General features: G+C 72.7%; 13 protein-coding genes. 6 read left to right on the plus strand and 7 right to left on the minus strand.

Translation table 11 applies throughout. The features are described 5' to 3' along the window. Positions 1-71: 71 nt before the first annotated feature. Genes ACIPWY_RS11055 through ACIPWY_RS11070 form a run of 4 tightly spaced genes read right to left on the minus strand, consistent with a single transcriptional unit; the run spans position 72 to position 5,113 of the window. A complete protein-coding gene (locus ACIPWY_RS11055; protein ID WP_401532831.1) occupies positions 72-1,448 on the minus strand; it encodes an AAA domain-containing protein in 1,377 nt (458 codons plus the stop codon). Then, entirely contained in the window at positions 1,445-3,043 is a 1,599-nt protein-coding gene (locus ACIPWY_RS11060; RefSeq protein ID WP_393701685.1) for a hypothetical protein, read from the minus strand. Before ACIPWY_RS11060 ends, ACIPWY_RS11055 begins: the two co-directional genes overlap by 4 nt. After that, the gene (locus ACIPWY_RS11065; protein WP_362902152.1) at positions 3,034-4,185 is read right to left on the minus strand and encodes a hypothetical protein; all 1,152 of its coding nucleotides are present in this window, start codon (positions 4,183-4,185) and stop codon (positions 3,034-3,036) included. The genes ACIPWY_RS11060 and ACIPWY_RS11065 overlap by 10 nt, the downstream gene beginning before the upstream one ends. Beyond that, positions 4,136-5,113, minus strand: a complete 978-nt coding sequence (locus tag ACIPWY_RS11070) for a phosphatase PAP2 family protein (protein ID WP_401532834.1) — start codon at positions 5,111-5,113, stop codon at positions 4,136-4,138. Before ACIPWY_RS11070 ends, ACIPWY_RS11065 begins: the two co-directional genes overlap by 50 nt. A 224-nt stretch (positions 5,114-5,337) precedes the next feature. Between ACIPWY_RS11070 and ACIPWY_RS11075 the strand changes: the two genes are divergently transcribed. After that, positions 5,338-5,943, plus strand: coding sequence for a histidine phosphatase family protein (locus tag ACIPWY_RS11075; RefSeq protein ID WP_362902156.1), 606 nt, complete (start codon positions 5,338-5,340; stop codon positions 5,941-5,943). A 24-nt stretch (positions 5,944-5,967) separates the two neighbouring features. On the opposite strand, the gene ACIPWY_RS11080 is transcribed toward ACIPWY_RS11075, so the two are convergent. Continuing rightward, complete coding sequence (locus ACIPWY_RS11080; RefSeq protein ID WP_362902158.1) at positions 5,968-7,365, minus strand: tetratricopeptide repeat protein; 1,398 nt, start codon at positions 7,363-7,365, stop codon at positions 5,968-5,970. Positions 7,366-7,651: 286 nt separating this feature from the next. On the opposite strand from ACIPWY_RS11080, the gene ACIPWY_RS11085 reads away from it, so the two are divergent. Together ACIPWY_RS11085 and ACIPWY_RS11090 are read left to right on the plus strand one after the other, a co-directional pair. Then, the gene (locus ACIPWY_RS11085) at positions 7,652-8,089 is read left to right on the plus strand and encodes a hypothetical protein (RefSeq protein ID WP_401532836.1); all 438 of its coding nucleotides are present in this window, start codon (positions 7,652-7,654) and stop codon (positions 8,087-8,089) included. Positions 8,090-8,227: 138 nt separating this feature from the next. Beyond that, positions 8,228-9,109: a fused MFS/spermidine synthase gene (locus ACIPWY_RS11090; protein ID WP_362902162.1), complete on the plus strand. Its 882-nt coding sequence runs from the start codon at positions 8,228-8,230 to the stop codon at positions 9,107-9,109. A gap of 84 nt (positions 9,110-9,193) precedes the next feature. Here the strand turns inward: ACIPWY_RS11090 and ACIPWY_RS11095 are convergent, their stop codons facing one another. Then, entirely contained in the window at positions 9,194-9,727 is a 534-nt protein-coding gene (locus ACIPWY_RS11095) for a hypothetical protein (RefSeq protein ID WP_362902163.1), read from the minus strand. A gap of 119 nt (positions 9,728-9,846) precedes the next feature. On the opposite strand from ACIPWY_RS11095, the gene ACIPWY_RS11100 reads away from it, so the two are divergent. The 3 genes from ACIPWY_RS11100 to ACIPWY_RS11110 all read left to right on the plus strand — a co-directional run bounded on the left by ACIPWY_RS11100 (position 9,847) and on the right by ACIPWY_RS11110 (position 13,615). Continuing rightward, on the plus strand, positions 9,847-10,554 hold the full coding sequence (locus ACIPWY_RS11100; protein WP_206302126.1) for a response regulator transcription factor: 708 nt from the start codon (positions 9,847-9,849) through the stop codon (positions 10,552-10,554). Continuing rightward, positions 10,551-11,933, plus strand: coding sequence for a HAMP domain-containing sensor histidine kinase (locus ACIPWY_RS11105; RefSeq protein ID WP_362902165.1), 1,383 nt, complete (start codon positions 10,551-10,553; stop codon positions 11,931-11,933). The genes ACIPWY_RS11100 and ACIPWY_RS11105 overlap by 4 nt, the downstream gene beginning before the upstream one ends. A 173-nt stretch (positions 11,934-12,106) precedes the next feature. After that, positions 12,107-13,615, plus strand: coding sequence for a cellulose binding domain-containing protein (locus tag ACIPWY_RS11110; RefSeq protein WP_401532839.1), 1,509 nt, complete (start codon positions 12,107-12,109; stop codon positions 13,613-13,615). Positions 13,616-13,757: 142 nt separating this feature from the next. Here the strand turns inward: ACIPWY_RS11110 and ACIPWY_RS11115 are convergent, their stop codons facing one another. Further along, entirely contained in the window at positions 13,758-15,206 is a 1,449-nt protein-coding gene (locus tag ACIPWY_RS11115; protein ID WP_362902168.1) for a GH1 family beta-glucosidase, read from the minus strand. Between the last annotated feature and the right edge of the window lie 48 nt (positions 15,207-15,254).

Raw genomic sequence — 15,254 nt, forward strand, 5'->3', positions numbered from 1 at the left:
GTCGACGCCGGGGCCACTTTCCATTGTCCGCAGGCCCGCAAGAGCGCCCGTTGTTCAAGGCGTCCACGTGTTCAAGGCGTCCACGCCACCCGGTGTTCCGCGAGGCGGGCGAGTACGGCGTGATGTGCCTCCCACCCGTCCGGGAATTTCACCGTGACTCCCAGCTGGACCGGTTCCGTCGACGGGTGGTCGTCCAGCAGGTCCGGGACGCCCGCGCGGCAGACCACGATGCACGCGTGGCGGTGGCGGGAGGCCAGGACGCACAGACGGCCCGTCTCCAGGTGGAACGCCGTCGCGTCCGGGCGGCCCGACAGCGGGTGCAGGACGACCGTGACGTCGAACTCGCGGCCCTGCAGCCGGTTCGCCGTGTCCACGGTGACGTCCGTGACGTCGAGGTCCGCGAGCGCCGAGCGCACCGCCGCCGCCTGGTCGCGATGCGCCGTGCCGACCGCGACGCGGTCCGCCGTGAGGGGGGACGGGCCGGGGCCGCGCTCCGATTCCGTGACGCCCCCGCGCTCCAGCAGGCGCCGCACCACCTGGGCCAGGGCCCGTACGGCCTCGGGGTCGGTGCGGGGCGTGTGCCCGGCCGGGAGTTCGAGCAGGCCCCAGCCCGACTCCGCGGCCTCGTCGATCACCCGGTCCGGGCCGGAGCCGTCGGAGGCCACCTCGAACCCGAGGCTGCGGTCGCCGTGGTCCGTGCCGCTGCGGAACGGCGTGTACGGGTAGAAGGCGCCGGAGACCAGGGGCGCGGCCGATGCCGGCAGGCGCCAGGAGACCGGGAGCCGGTGCTGCGGCAGCTCGGGGTTGTGCGCCAGGAGCGTCGTCACGGCGGACGCCGACGGGTCGTACGACAGGCCCGCCCACTGCTCGGCCCCGACGATCGCGAACGGGTCCAGCTGCCCCGGGTCGCCCACGAACAGGGCCCGCTCGAACAGGCCGGCCACGGCGAGCAGCGCGTCCGAGCGCATCTGGTACGCCTCGTCGACGATGGCGTGCTGCCAGGGGGCGATGTCCTTGACGTGCGCCCACTTCGCGGCCGTCGAGATGACGACCGGGAGCGGGGCGAGGTCACCGGCCTTGGTCGACTTGCGCACGTTCGCCAGGTCGTCGAGTGCCTTGTCGTACGGGTCGGTGTCGCTGCTGTGCAGGCGTCCGACGGGCAGCTCGGGGTTCTTCTCGGCGAGGCGCAGGACGAGGTCGTCGACCTGTGCGTTCGTCTGCGCGATGACCATCAACGGGCGCCCCGCCTCGGCCAGTTCGAGCGCGGCACGCACGACGAGCGTCGACTTGCCGGCGCCGGGCGGGGAGTCCACGACGGTGCCGCGGGCCGTGCCGTGCAGGGTGTCGCGGAGGATGGCTTCGGTGGCGCGGCCGGCCGCCGCCCCCGGGTCGAACGGGGTGTCGCCGCCTGTGCCGGAGCGGCCGAGCTGATGCGGTGCGGTCGTCACAGCAGATCCTCCGTGGTCACGGCGTCGGGCGCCTCAGGCACCGGCGCACCCGAGCCGTCCGTGTGCGGCGGGCCGCCGTGCGTCCACGGCGTCTCCTCCGGGTCCGGCAGCTTCGGGCCGCCCCGCTGCTCGTGCTCGAAGAGCGTGAAGCACACCTGGTCACCCTTCTCCGGGACGGATCCCGGCTCCGGCTCCTTGCCCCGGCCCATCTTGTCCAGGACGCGCAGGACGACGTCGCCCCCGGCGTCGTACGACACGAACTCCGCCGCCTGCGGCTTGCCGTCGAGCGAGCGGTACACCTTCGTGCGCTCGCCGAGATGCGGCATGTCGTCGGTGCGGACGGTGATCAGGGGGCGCGGCCGGTTCTTCTCGTTGTACGCCGGGACCGACTCGGTCACCTCGCCCGCGAACGCCTCCCCGGTGAGCCGGCGGCCCGCCATGACCAGCGGATCGTCCAGCGCCTCCTGTGCGTCCAGCCTGGCCTGCTCGCGCTCGCGCGTCGCCAGCTTGTTGGCCGCCGTCACCGCGTCGTCGCGGCGCGGCTGCGGCGGTTCGCCCGCGGCGACGCGGTCCCGGTGACCGGTGAACGACCAGCGGTCGCGCGTCCAGCGCTCCGCGGCGCGCGGCCCCTCGGGGAGCGTGCACATCGCGTCCAGGCCGCGCCACACCGCGTCCCACGTGGGCCGGGTCCGGCTCTCGACGAGCGCGTGGATGTCGCGCTCGGCCGCCGTCAGCGCGGCGAGCCTCACGTCCGCCTCGATGCCGTCCTCGGCGGCGGCCAGTAGTGTGCGGGCCTTGTCGTAGCGCTCGATCGCGGGTGCGAGGAGCTTGTTGTCGAACGCCGGGTCGGTGGCCGGGCCCGCGGGCGGGCAGAGGAGCTGGCCGTCCTTGTCCCGGGCCAGCTCGGCACGGAGCGCGGCCTCGGCGCCGGAGGTGTCCTGCGGGGCCTCGATCCAGGCGAGCAGCGCGCCCAGGTGCTGGTCCTCCAGGGTGGACTGGCCCGTCGCCCAGTGCCGGGACAGCAGGTCCGTCATGGCGAGCAGGAGCGCGGAACCGGGAACTCTGGCCCGCTCCCCGAAGTGCGTCAGCCAGCGGCCCAGGAGCGGGACGTGCGGCGGGGCGGGATACGGAGCCTCGGGCTCCTGCTCGGCGGTGCGGCGGAAGCGCATCGAGCGGCCGAGGAGCCGTACGAACTCGATGCCGGAACGGCTCGGCAGGATCAGCTGGGGAGCGTCCGCGCACAGCTCGACCTCCACCTTGACCCGCTTGCCGGTCGTCGGGTCGGTCTCGGCGCGCTCGGCGGTCTCGACGTCGGCCGCGAACCCGTCGACGTACGGCAGGACGATCCCCGCCAGCTCGGCGAGGAACGCGAAGCGCAGGTCGCGGTCGCGGGGCTGGGGCACCACGAGGAGCCGGGGCGAGGTGCGCTCCGTGCCGACGAGGGCGCCGAGCGGGGCGCCCGCCTCGCCCGCCGTGATGAGCGGGACCAGGACGAGGGGGCGCTGCGACAGATGGCGGTGCCGCACGGTCGCGACCGGCTGGGCGCGCCCGCTCTGTACGGCCTCCAGGCGGGCCAGATCGGTGATCAGCGGCATGCCGGCGCCGCCTCTCCGCGCGCACCGAGCGCCTCGGCCCGCAGCCGGGACGCCCGGCGCAGGGCGGCGACCGCCGGGTCCCGCGGGTCTCCGGAGTGGCCGTGGGCCGCCGAGAGGACCTCGTCGACCGTGGTCAGAGCGCCCAGCTCGGCCCGCAGGCCGCGGCCGAGCGAGGTGACCGCGCCCTCCTCACGGGCCCGGTCGCGGCAGTGGAACGCCAGCTCGCACGCGGCCAGGCACTCCGGCGCGTACGCCGCCGGCACCGACTCGACCGCTTCGGTCAGCTCGTCCGTGGGGCGCGTGACGTCGAAGCACGTGCCCTCGGGCAGCGCGTCGGCGATGTCCTCGATGCGGGTCAGCCGCTCCAGCTGCCGCCGCGTCACCGACAGCTGCTTGCGTACGTCGACGGCGGATGCCGTCGGGAGGTTGCTGAAGTCCTTGGGGCAGACGAGCAGGATCCGGTGCCTGACCTCGGGCGCCGTATCCAGGTGCCCGGCGACCCGCTCGAGCGCCAGTGCATACACCGCGGCCTGGCGGGCCGCGGCGCCGACCTTCGCCGCGTCCGCGCTGCCGTCGATCATCGGGAAGGACTTGATCTCGACGACCGTCCACGACCCGTCGGGGTGCACGACCACCGCGTCCGGTTCGAGGAAGGCCGGGGTGCCCGCGACGTCGAGCGCGAGCATCGGGTGCTCCAGGAACGTCCAGGCACCGGAGCGGGCCGCCTCTGCCGTCGCCTCGCGCAGTGCGAGCGCCGTACGGGCCGTGCGGCCCTCGGGCCCGACCGCCGTCAGATCCGGCGTACGGGCCTCGCCCGGCACCGGCTCGGGCCCGCCGCCCATGCGCTCGTGCACGAGCCGGAGCAGCTCCGCGCCTCCGTCGGCCTTGACCTTCGCCTCGAACGCGTTCCCCCGCGTGAGCGCGAACTGCGACTGGCCGAATCCGGACGGCGCCCCGAGCGCGTCCGCGAGCCGCGCCTTGTCGACGCCCGCCCCGTCGAGCAGCGCGCGCCGCCGGCATCCGGGATTCGCGGCGAGCGCCGCCAGCGCCCGCGCATCCAGCGCCCGTGGCGCTATGCCGGCGCCACGCAGCTCAGCGAGCTGCTGTCGCAGCGCCGTCCCCCGCGTCGGAGGAGCGGGCACCCGGGCCGCCGCCCGGTCCTGCACTGACCTTGCGCTGTCGGGGAATTCGCTCACCCGCCGAAGTCTGGCACTCCCCACTGACAATTGAGGACGCCGCCGTGGAAGCCGGGGTGGGAGAGGTGCGGCGGGGCCGTGCGGATCCGGCCGTCGGCGCGCTGCGCATCCGCGCCCGTACGAGGTCCGCGGCCCGCGTCACGCGCTGGCTCACCAGGAAGCCGAGGCCCATGACGGCCGCCCCGGCGAGCGCGTCGAAGAAGTAGTGGTTCGCGGTGCCCATCACCACGAAGGTGGTGATCAGCGGGTAGGCGATACCGGCCGCCCTGACCAGCGGCGTGCGTCCGTGGCGCCACAGCATGACCCCGCACCACACCGCCCAGCCGACGTGCAGGCTGGGCATCGCCGCGTACTGGTTGGTCATGCCGCCGAGCCCGCGCGGCGCGCTCGCCTGGCCGCCCCACCAGCCCCACGAGCTGTACTGGGCCATGGTGTCGACGAAGCCGTGGCCGGGGGAGAGCAGGCGCGGCGGGCAGGTCGGTACGAGGGTGAAGCCGATCAGGCCGATCAGGGTGGACGTCATCAGCCAGGTCCGGGCGGCGCGGAAGTGGGCGGCGCGGCTGCGGAAGAGCCAGATCAGGATGCCTGGGGTGACGAGGTAGTGCAGTGAGGCGTACCAGAAGTCGGCGGGGACACCGATCCAGGCCTCGGCGGTGAAGAGACGGTTCAGCGGATGTTCGAGGTTGAGATGGAGTGCCTTCTCGGCCCGGAGTATCGCGAGGCCGTGGTCCACGGCGCTCGACACCTTCCCGCCCACCATGAGCCGGCCCGCCGAGTAGGCGGCGTACACGAGCAATATCAGCGGCAGTTCGGTCCACCAGCGCAGCCGGTCGCCCCCTGTCGCCGCAGTGGGCGATGCCTCGGTCTGCGACATCCGGCCGCTCCCCCTTAACTCCGTGTACGGCGGCCCGTGGCCATGTGGCTCACTTTACGGTGTACGTGTCCGCCAGGAAGGGGCGCCTCCGACCCACGAAGACGCAACGATCACCCGGGAGGTTGCCTGAATCCCGGGTGAGCGATGATGGAACGAGCGGGCGCGCCTGGCCTGACTTGTCGGTACATGGCAGCCCTTTTCACCCGCCCTCGGAAAGGTCACCCATGGCACCGCGCATCCTGTTGGCCCGGCACGGACAGACGGAATGGTCACTGTCCGGGCGGCACACCGGCAGGACCGACATCCCCCTCCTGGAAGAGGGACGGCGCGGCGCCAAGCTCCTCGGCGAACGTCTGCACCGGTCGCCCCTCGACGGACTCCCCGGGGCCGAGGTGCGCACCAGCCCGCTCTCCCGCGCGCGCGAGACCTGCGACCTGGCCGGCTTCGGCGACCGGGCCACCGAGTGGGACACGCTCATGGAGTGGGACTACGGCGCCTACGAGGGCCTGACCCCCGCCCAGATCCAGGAGCGGCGCCCCGGCTGGTTCATCTGGCGCGACGGTGTCCCCGAAGGCGAGACCCTGGAACAGATGACCGCGCGCGCCGACGAGGTCGTCGCCTGGGCCAGATCGGAGAACCGCGACGCCCTGGTGTTCGCACACGGCCACATGCTGCGCTCGATCGGCGCACGCTGGCTCGGACTCCCGCTCGACTTCGCGGCCCGCATCCGCCTCAACCCGACGTCCCTGTCGGTCCTCGGCTGGGCCTACGGGGAACCGGCGATCGAGTCGTGGAACGACATCGGCCACCTCGCGGGCCACGAGGGCTAGCCGCGCTGGACCCGCCGGCAGGGCTCACACCGTGCGCGGCGCCGACGCGTGCTGCTCCAGGAAGGCCGAGACGCCCGACGCCCTGCGGTGCGGAAGGAGCACGCGCGCGGTGGTCGCCAGCATCGACTGGATGCGCGACGACTGGACCTCGGTCAGCAGATGCAGAACGCGCATCCCCGCGGACGCGGCCTCGTCGGGCTGACCGGCGCGCGCCAGATCGTCGGCGAGCTCCGCCGTGTACAGGGCGATGTTCCGGGTGAAGTGCGGGTCCTGGAGGGCGGCTGCGCGGTGCGCGTGCCGGGCGGCGCGGGTCCAGTCGCCGAGCGCCGAGTAGCACTGCGCCTCCAGGCCCTCCAGCTCGGCCTCGCCGTAGAACGTCATCCACTCCGGGTCGTCGTCCGACTCCCCGCGCGCGAAGAGGGCCTGGGCCCGGGCCAGCGCCCGCTCGCATCCCCTGCGGTCCCCGAGCCCCGCCCACCCGCCGGCCTCGCGCAGCGCGATCAGCGAGAGCAGCCGCGGCGACGCCAGCCGGCCCGCGACGCGCGTGGCCGCCTGCGCCGCCCGCACCGCCTCCCTCGGCCGCCCCGCGTCCCGCGCCAGGAACGCGGTGTTGCAGAACGCGTGCGCCTCAAGCGCCGGGTCGCCCGCCACGCGCGCGGTGGCCAGCGCCTCCGCGTAATGTGACCGCGCGTCGTCGAAGCGTCCCGAGTCGTGCGCCAACCAGCCGACCGAGATGGCGAGTTCACCCGCTCCGGCCAGGAGCCGCTCGGCCGTGCCGGGCGCCGCCGTCCCCGCGTCGAGCAGCGCGAACGCCGTACGCAGCGGGGCCGCGGCCCTCTTGTAGAGCCCGTCGGCGCCGTGCCGGTCGTCGAGCAGCCGGATCCGGCGGATGGCTTCCTCGACCGCGCCGACACCGGCCTTGGGCGCCGCGCGCCCGCCGTGGCCCGCGGCAGTTGACTTCGCCGCGTCAGCTGCCGTGCCGTCGGCCGCGATGCCGAAGGGCGCCAGGGAGGCGATGGCCACGGTGGCCGTCCCTCCGGTCATGAATGCGCGACGCCGCACGTCGCTCTCCTCGTCGTGGTGCGGGAACTCGAACTCGGTGTGCACGAGGGGTACGGGCTCCGTGGGGCGCGCCGCCCGGCCGCGGACGGCCGAGCGGGGCGCGAACCCCAGGTCCGTGAGCGAGCGGCCGGGGAACATGTGCAGGAACACCCGCTCGTACGCGTAGTTGGGGCAGCGGATCTCGCCGGCCTCCACCCGCCCGATGTAGCGCGCGTCGCAGCTGACCCGCTCGCCGATCTCCCGGGCGGCCCGGCGCACCGCGGCCGCGAACTCGCCCGGGGAGCGCTGCCCTCGCAGCCGCCTGAAGGCGAGATTCGGCCGCGGGGACTGCGCTGACGATGCCACCGGTGACGGCGTCATGATCGGGCCCTCTCGTGCGAACCGTGCCGGATCACCGGGGAGTTGGGCCTCTGGGAACCCTGGTGCAACCCCTGTTCCGACGGGGCACGAAGGTACCTGCTGTAACGACTCCGACACACAGTGTTTGGCTACAAATCGGATATCTCCCCCCGCATCCGCCATGAAGTGCCATCCTTTGCGGCGGCGTGCTGCCGTAGCTGTTGACGCTCAAGGGCGTTGAACCTTGCGGGGCCGGAGCGGTCGTTCCGGTCGTGCAACCCGTACGCGAGAGCGAGGAGGGGCTGACGTGTTGGAGGCATCACTTTCGACGGCGCGGCACCGGCCGACCCAGGACCGCAGCGCGCCACCCCCTGACAGCGCGTCCTGCGACGTGGTGACCGTCCCGGCCCGGCAGGGCCTCGAAGCGGTCGACATCCTGCGTCGTGGCGCCACCGAGGCCGTCGGTCCGGTCCTGCACGACGGGGACTGCGACACCCTCGGCTTCCTCGTCCCGTCCGGCACCGCCGACGGCTGGGACCTCCCCGGCAGCGCGTGCACCCACACCCCCGCGTCGCCCTCGCGGGAGCGCGGCCTCAGCGCGGGGCCCGTGCCACCCACCCCCGTCGAGGGCGGCGGCTGGCTGCTCCCGCCCGGCGATGCCGAGCTCGTCACCGACCCGGCGGTCCTGCGGGCGGCGCTCGGCGAGGCGGCCCGCATGATCGAGGCCGCGGACAACTGCCGCTGAGGCCCGGCACCGGGTTTCAGCGGTCCAGGCTTCAGCGGACCGGGCCTGAGCCGTCCGCGGCTCTGCGGTCCGCGCCTCAGCGCTGGGTGGCTCCGTGGCCGCTGGGCCGACTCGTCGCTGCCCGTCGATAATGGACGGATGGCAAGGTCAAGGGCAAAGAACAAGCAGGCCGGAGCGGCCCGTGGCGGCCGGGAGGCCGTCGTCGAGGCCGTCGACGGCGGGCTCGCCGAGCTGATACCCGACCGGGACCGGCCGCGCGCCTGGACGCTGCTCGTGGACGGTGCCCCGCAGTCTCATGTCGACCTCGACGATCCCGCGTACCTCGAATTCGAGTACCAGCGCAGGATCGGCCATGTCATCGACCTCGCCGTGGACAAGGGCCGCCCCGTGCACGCCGTGCACCTGGGAGGCGGCGCCTTCACCCTCGCCCGCTACATCGCCGCGACCCGCCCGCGTTCCACCCAGCAAGTGGTCGAACGCGACGAGGCGCTCGTCCAACTGGTGCGCCGCGAACTGCCGTTGGACCCAGGTGCCCGGATCCGCGTACGCGCCGCCGATGCCCGCGCGGGTCTCGCGAAACTCCCCGACGGCTGGGCCGACCTCCTGATAGCCGACGTGTTCAGCGGAGCGCGTACGCCCGCGCACCTCACCAGCACCGAGTTCCTCACCGAGGTCCGCCGCGTGGTCAAGCCCGGCGGATGCTACGTCGCCAACCTCGCCGACGGGCCGCCCCTCGCGCATCTGCGCGGCCAGATCGCCACCGCCGCGGCCGTCTTCCCCGAGCTCGCCCTCGTCGCCGACCCCGCCGTCCTGCGCGGCAAGCGCTTCGGCAACGCCGTACTGGTCGCCTCCGACCGGGTGCTGCCCGTCGCCGAGCTGACCCGGCGCGCGGCGAGCGATCCGCATCCCGCCCGCGTCGAACACGGCAAGGCCCTCTCGGACTTCACCGGGGGAGCCGCAGCCGTCAGCGACTCCGGCGCCGTCGCCTCGCCTGCTCCTCCGCCGTCCGTCTTCCGGTGACGGGATTCGGTGACGGGTTTCCGTGACGGGGGCTGAGGGGGCGATTCGTTTCGGGGAGGGCGGGGCGGGCCCTCGCGCGGGCGGTCAGTAATTCCCTACTTCAACGCGCGGCGCGTGGTCGTGCCACGTGCAGAACACCGAGACCTTGTCCGTGCCCGAGGTGAACTCCACCCTGATCCACGTCGAGTCCTTCCACACCTGCACCGACCAGCCGGCCGAGGGTGTCGCCGAGACCAGCGTCGCGGCGTCCTTGCCGAGGTCGAACACCGCACGGCCACCGTCTGTCGTGTAGCCCTTCACCGTGCCGGACGCCGACGGTGACGCGGGCGGCTTGGCGGAGGTGCTCGGTTTCGCCGGGCGGCTCGACGACGGGGTGGCCGAGCCGGGGGAGTGCGACGGCTTCTCCGTGTCCGAGCGGGACGGCGACGCCGGCGGCGACGGCTCCGGGCGGTGCGTGGACGAGGACCGCGCCTCCACCGCTCCGGCGGCGATCGGTACCGCGCGCGGCGGGTCGTAGGCCGTGCCCGCCATCACCGTGTGCACGCCCCACCACGACAGCGTGACGGCCGCGCCCGTGGCCAGGAGCCAGGCCGCCGTGTGAACAAGTCCTCTGCGCATGGGGTGCATCGTCGCCATACTGCCGCACCCGCCCCACCCGTGTCCCAGGGGGACCCGGGTTGCCCCGGACCTGCACGGAAGGAGGACCGGGGTCCCCCGTATGGCGTACGGTGCCGCCCATGGCAAGTGTGCTCGTGGTCGAGGACGACCAGTTCGTGCGCTCAGCCCTCATCCGGCACCTGACCGAGGCCTCCCACACCGTACGGAGCGTCGGCACGGCCCTGGAGGCGCTGCGCGAGGTCGCCCATTTCCGTTTCGACGTCGTGATTCTCGACCTCGGTCTGCCCGATCTGGACGGGTCCGAGGCGTTGAAGATGCTGCGCGGCATCACCGACGTCCCCGTGATCATCGCCACGGCCCGCGACGACGAGACCGAGATCGTCCGGCTCCTCAACGACGGCGCCGACGACTACCTCACCAAGCCGTTCTCGCCCGAGCACCTGTCCGCCCGCATGGCCGCCGTGCTGCGCCGCGCGCGCTCCAGCGCCGCCGCCGAGCCCCCCTCGCGCCTCCTCCAGGTCGGCGGCCTCGCGATAGACCCGCTGCGGCGCCAGGCCGAGCTGGACGGGGCGCGACTCGATCTCACCCGGCGCGAGTTCGACCTGCTCACCTTCCTCGCGGGCCGGCCCGGCGTCGTGGTCCCCCGTAAGGAGCTCCTCGCCGAGGTGTGGCAGCAGTCGTACGGGGACGATCAGACCATCGACGTCCATCTGTCATGGTTGCGCAGGAAGTTGGGTGAAACGGCCGCCCGGCCGCGCTATCTGCACACCCTGCGGGGCGTCGGCGTGAAGCTGGAGCCGCCGCGGGCGGAGGGCGGTCCGGCATGAGGTGGGCCCTGGTCAAGGTGTGCCTCGCCGTCACCGCCATGGTCGTGGTGGCTTTCGCGGTTCCTCTCGGCCTCGTCATCAAGGAAATGGCCCGGGACCGTGCCTTCTCCAACGCCGAGCGGACCGCCGCCGCGATCGGGCCCACCCTCTCCATCACCACCGACCGTGACGAACTGACCCGCGCCGTCGCCTCCACCGAGGCCGGCGCCGACGGCCGCATGGCCGTCTACATCCCGGCCGCGGGGGGCGCCCCGGCAATCCAGGTCGGCACGTCGCGCGCCGGTGGCGAGCACGTCGGCCTCCGGCAGGCCACCGTCGCCGATGTGCCGGGCGGGTCCGTGTGGCTCCAGCCCATCGCCGTCAGCTCCGGCATCGCGGTCGTCGAGGTGTTCGTACCGGAGTCCGAGGTCACCAACGGGGTCGCCACGGCGTGGCTCGTGCTGGCAGGTGTCGGCATCGCCCTCGTCATAGGGTCCGTGGCCGTCGCCGACCGGCTCGGCGTACGCATGGTGCAGCCCGCCCGGCGCCTCGTCCACGCCGCGCACGATCTGGGCGAGGGGAAGCTCGGGGCCCGCGTGCCGGAGGAAGGGCCCACCGAACTCCGGCTCGCCGCCGTCGCCTTCAACTCCATGGCCGACCAGGTCGTTCAGCTCCTCGCCAACGAGCGGGAGCTGGCCGCCGATCTCTCCCATCGGCTGCGTACGCCCCTCACCGTTCTGCGCCTCAACGCCGTCTCGCTGGGGGAGGGCGCCGCCGCCGAGCAGACCCGCGCCGCCGTCGAGCAGCTGGAGCGTGAGGTCGACACCATCATCCGCACCGCCCGCGACGCCAAGCCGCAGACCGCCGCCGCCGGGCCCGGTGCCGGGTGTGACGCCGCCGAGGTCATCCGTGAGCGCATGGACTTCTGGTCCGCGCTCGCCGAGGACGAGGGGCGCAAGGTGCGCGTCGCCGGGATCGATCGGCCCGTGCGCATCCCCGTGGCCCGGGGCGAGTTGGCCGCCGCGCTCGATGCGCTCCTCGGGAATGTCTTCCGGCACACCCCTGAAGGCACCGCCTTCGCCGTCGACGTACACAGCGGTGAGGACGCCGTGATCGTGCTCGTCTCCGACGCGGGGCCGGGGATCCTCGACCCGGACGCCGCGATGGCACGTGGGCGGGGGTCCGGCAGCGACGGGTCCACCGGGCTCGGGCTCGACATCGTCCGGCGGCTCGCCGAGTCGACCGGCGGTGATGTGCGGATCGGGTCCTCCGTGCTCGGGGGGACCGAGGTGCGGATCTGGGTGCAGCTGGACGGGCGGGGCCCCGCCGAGGGGCGGCGCGGGCATCGCAGCGCGGCACGGCGCCGACGCCGTACCCCGTCGTCCGGTGCCGCTGTGTAGTCGGGTGAGTCCTCATCGTTTCGGGGTCGGTCTCTACCTTTAATCCGTTCCGATGGGTTCCTTAAGCCCTCCATAAGAACCTCAACCGCCGGTGATGGTGCACCATTTGCCGGGTTCCGGATCGCTAGCGTGCTGCCGCACCCCCACCCCCGTACAGCTAAGGCAGGCACGCGATGAGCAGCACGCACCGGCGCAGGTTCAGCGGCAGGAACAAGGCGATAGGCGGGCTCGTGGCCGCGGCCGTCGTGGGCGGCGGCGCCTTTCTGTTCTCCGGTACGGCGCAGGCCGCCGGTGTCGGCGCCGCGTACACCAAGACCAGTGAGTGGTCCGGCGGGTACACCGCCCAGTACGTCGTCAAGAACGACACGGACAAGGCCCGGTCGGACTGGACGCTGGAGTTCGATCTGCCCTCGGGCACCAAGCTCGGCTCCCTGTGGAACGCCGAGTCGTCGGTGTCCGGCTCGCACGTCACCGTGAAGCCCGCCTCCTGGGACAAGGAAGGCATCGCCGCCGGTAAGTCCGTGACCGTCGGGTTCGTCGTCACCGGCGAGGCCGATCCGGCCGGGTGTCTCATCGACGGTGCCAAGTGCTCCGTGGATGACGGGGCCACGCCGGAACCGAGCGGCCGGCCCACCGAGTCCGCTACGGCCACCCCCAGCGCCAGCGCGTCCGCTCCGGCCCCGTCCACGTCCTCCGCTCCGGCCCCGTCCACGTCCTCCGCTCCGGCTCCGTCGTCGTCCTCCGCTCCAGCTCCGTCCTCGTCCTCCGGTACGGGGTCGGGTTCCGCGGCCGCCGGTGGGTTCGCTCCGTATGTCGATACTTCGCTCTACCCGAAGTTCGATCTGGTCGCCTCCTCCAAGGCCACCGGCGTCAAGGAGTACAACCTCGCCTTCGTCACCTCCGGCGGCTCCTGCACCCCGAAGTGGGGCGGCGTCACCGACCTCGGCAGCGACGAAGTCGCCGCTCAGGTCGGTGACTTGAGGGCCGCGGGCGGCGACGTCCGGGTCTCCTTCGGCGGCGCCTCCGGCACCGAGCTGGCGCAGGCCTGCTCCTCGGCCTCCGACCTGGCGGCGGCGTACCAGAAGGTCATCGACCAGTTCAAGCTCACCAAGGTCGACTTCGACGTCGAGGGCGGCGCCCTGCCGGACACCGCCGCCAACACCAAGCGCGCCCAGGCCATCGCCACTCTGCAGAAGAACAACCCGAATCTGAACGTCTCCTTCACGCTCCCCGTGATGCCCGAGGGCCTTACCTCGGACGGCGTGAACTTCCTCAAGAACGCCAAGGAGAACGGGGTCTCGGCCGACCTCGTCAACATCATGGCGATGGACTACGGGGCCTCGTACAGCGGCGACATGGGGACCTATGCCGAGCAGGCCGCAACTGCCACGCAGGCTCAGATCAAGAGCGCGCTCGGGCTGTCCGACGCCGCTGCCTGGAAGGCCGTCGCCATCACCCCGATGATCGGCGTCAACGACGTCTCGTCCGAGGTCTTCAAGGTCGACGACGCCACGCAGCTGGTCGCCTTCGCCAAGGAGAAGGGCCTGGGCGGGCTGTCGATGTGGTCCGCCACCCGCGACAAGGCGTGTGAGGGCGGGGCGTCCAACTCGGCCCAGCCGACCTGTTCCTCGATCGAGCAGTCGGCCGACGCCTTCCAGAAGGCCTTCGCCTCCTTCAAGTAGCCCCCCGCGGGAAGCTGCGCGCCCCGGCCGGATCCTTCTCCCCCCACTCGGCCGGGGCGCGCTTTCGTTCGGGGCGCGGGTTGTTTCCGCGTGCACATGCCCCCACGGCCCCTTCGGTTTCGTACGCGGCTGATCGCCGGTGCTAGTCCTCCGGCGGGGGCGGGAGTTCGTTCGTCCGTGACGCTTGGGCGTACCAGTGTGCGCTCGACTTCGGCGTACGTTTCTGGGTCGCGTAGTCCACGTGGACCGCTCCGAAGCGCTTCTCGTAGCCGTACGCCCACTCGAAGTTGTCCATCAGTGACCAGAGGTAGTAGCCGCGGACGTCGGCTCCGTCCCTGATCGCGCGGTGTACGGCGGACAGGTGGCCGTGGAGGTACGCGATGCGCTCCGGGTCGTGGACCCGGCCCTCGGGGTCCGGCTTGTCGTCGTACGCCGCGCCGTTCTCCGTGATGTACAGCGGCAGACCCGGTGCCTCCCTGGTGTAGCGCATGATCAGGTCGTGCAGACCCGTCGGGTCGACGCTCCAGCCCATCTCCGTGCGCTCGCCCGGGGACTGGTGGAACGCGACGTCGTCCGCTCCTGGCCAGGGGGAGTGGTCGCTCGCGCCGTGGCCGTCGGAACGGGTTGCCGGCGCTGACGGGGCTGAGGAGACCAGGGACGGGGTGTAGTAGTTCAGGCCCAGGGCGTCCAGCGGCTGGTGGATCGTTGCCAGGTCCGGGGTCTGGACGAAGGACCAGTCCGTGATGCGTGCGGTGTCTGTGATCAGGTCCGCCGGGTACTCCCCGTGCAGCATCGGGCCGTGGAACACGCCGTTGGCCAGGTTGTCGATGCGGCGGCGGGCGTCGTTGTCGGCGGCACTGGTGGGTGAAAGGGGCCTGACTGTGGAGGAGTTGAGGCTTACCGCTACCTCTGCCCGGGGTGGCAGCGTCCGGCGCAGGGCCTGTGTCGCCAGGCCGTGGGCCAGGTTGAGGTGGTGTGCCGCGCGCAGTGTTGCCGCCGGTTCCGTCCTGCCCGGGGCGTGCACGCCCGAGCCGTAGCCCAGGAAAGCACTGCACCAGGGCTCGTTGAGCGTGATCCACAGGTCCACGCGGTCGCCCAGCGCCTCGCCGACCATGCCCGCGTACTCCGCGAAGCGGTACGCCGTGTCGCGGGCCGGCCAGCCGCCCGCGTCCTCGAGTTCCTGCGGCAGGTCCCAGTGGTAGAGCGTCAGGGCCGGCTTGATGCCCTTCGCGAGGAGTTCGTCCGTCAGGCGCCGGTAGAAGTCCAGGCCCCGCTGGACCGCCGGGCCCCGGCCGGTGGGCTGCACCCTCGGCCACGAGACCGAGAAGCGGTACGTGCCCAGGTCCAGGTCCTTCATGAGCGCCACGTCGTCCTGGTAGCGGTGGTAGTGGTCCACCGCGATGTCGCCCGTGTCGCCGCCCGCCGTCCTGCCCGGAGTGTGGCTGAACGTGTCCCAGATGGACGGCGTCCGGCCGTCCTCGCGCACCGCCCCCTCGATCTGGTACGCCGATGTCGCCGCTCCCCAGAGGAAGCCCGGCGGGAAGGTGAGGGTGGGGGGTGGGGTGGTGGTGGTTGTAATGGGTTTGGGCATGGAAGCGCTCCCATGAGTTGGAAGTTGTGGGGCGTTGTGGGGCCGCCG

This window comes from Streptomyces sp. NPDC090032 (assembly GCF_044748025.1).
In the GTDB taxonomy this organism is placed as follows: Bacteria; Actinomycetota; Actinomycetes; order Streptomycetales; family Streptomycetaceae; genus Streptomyces.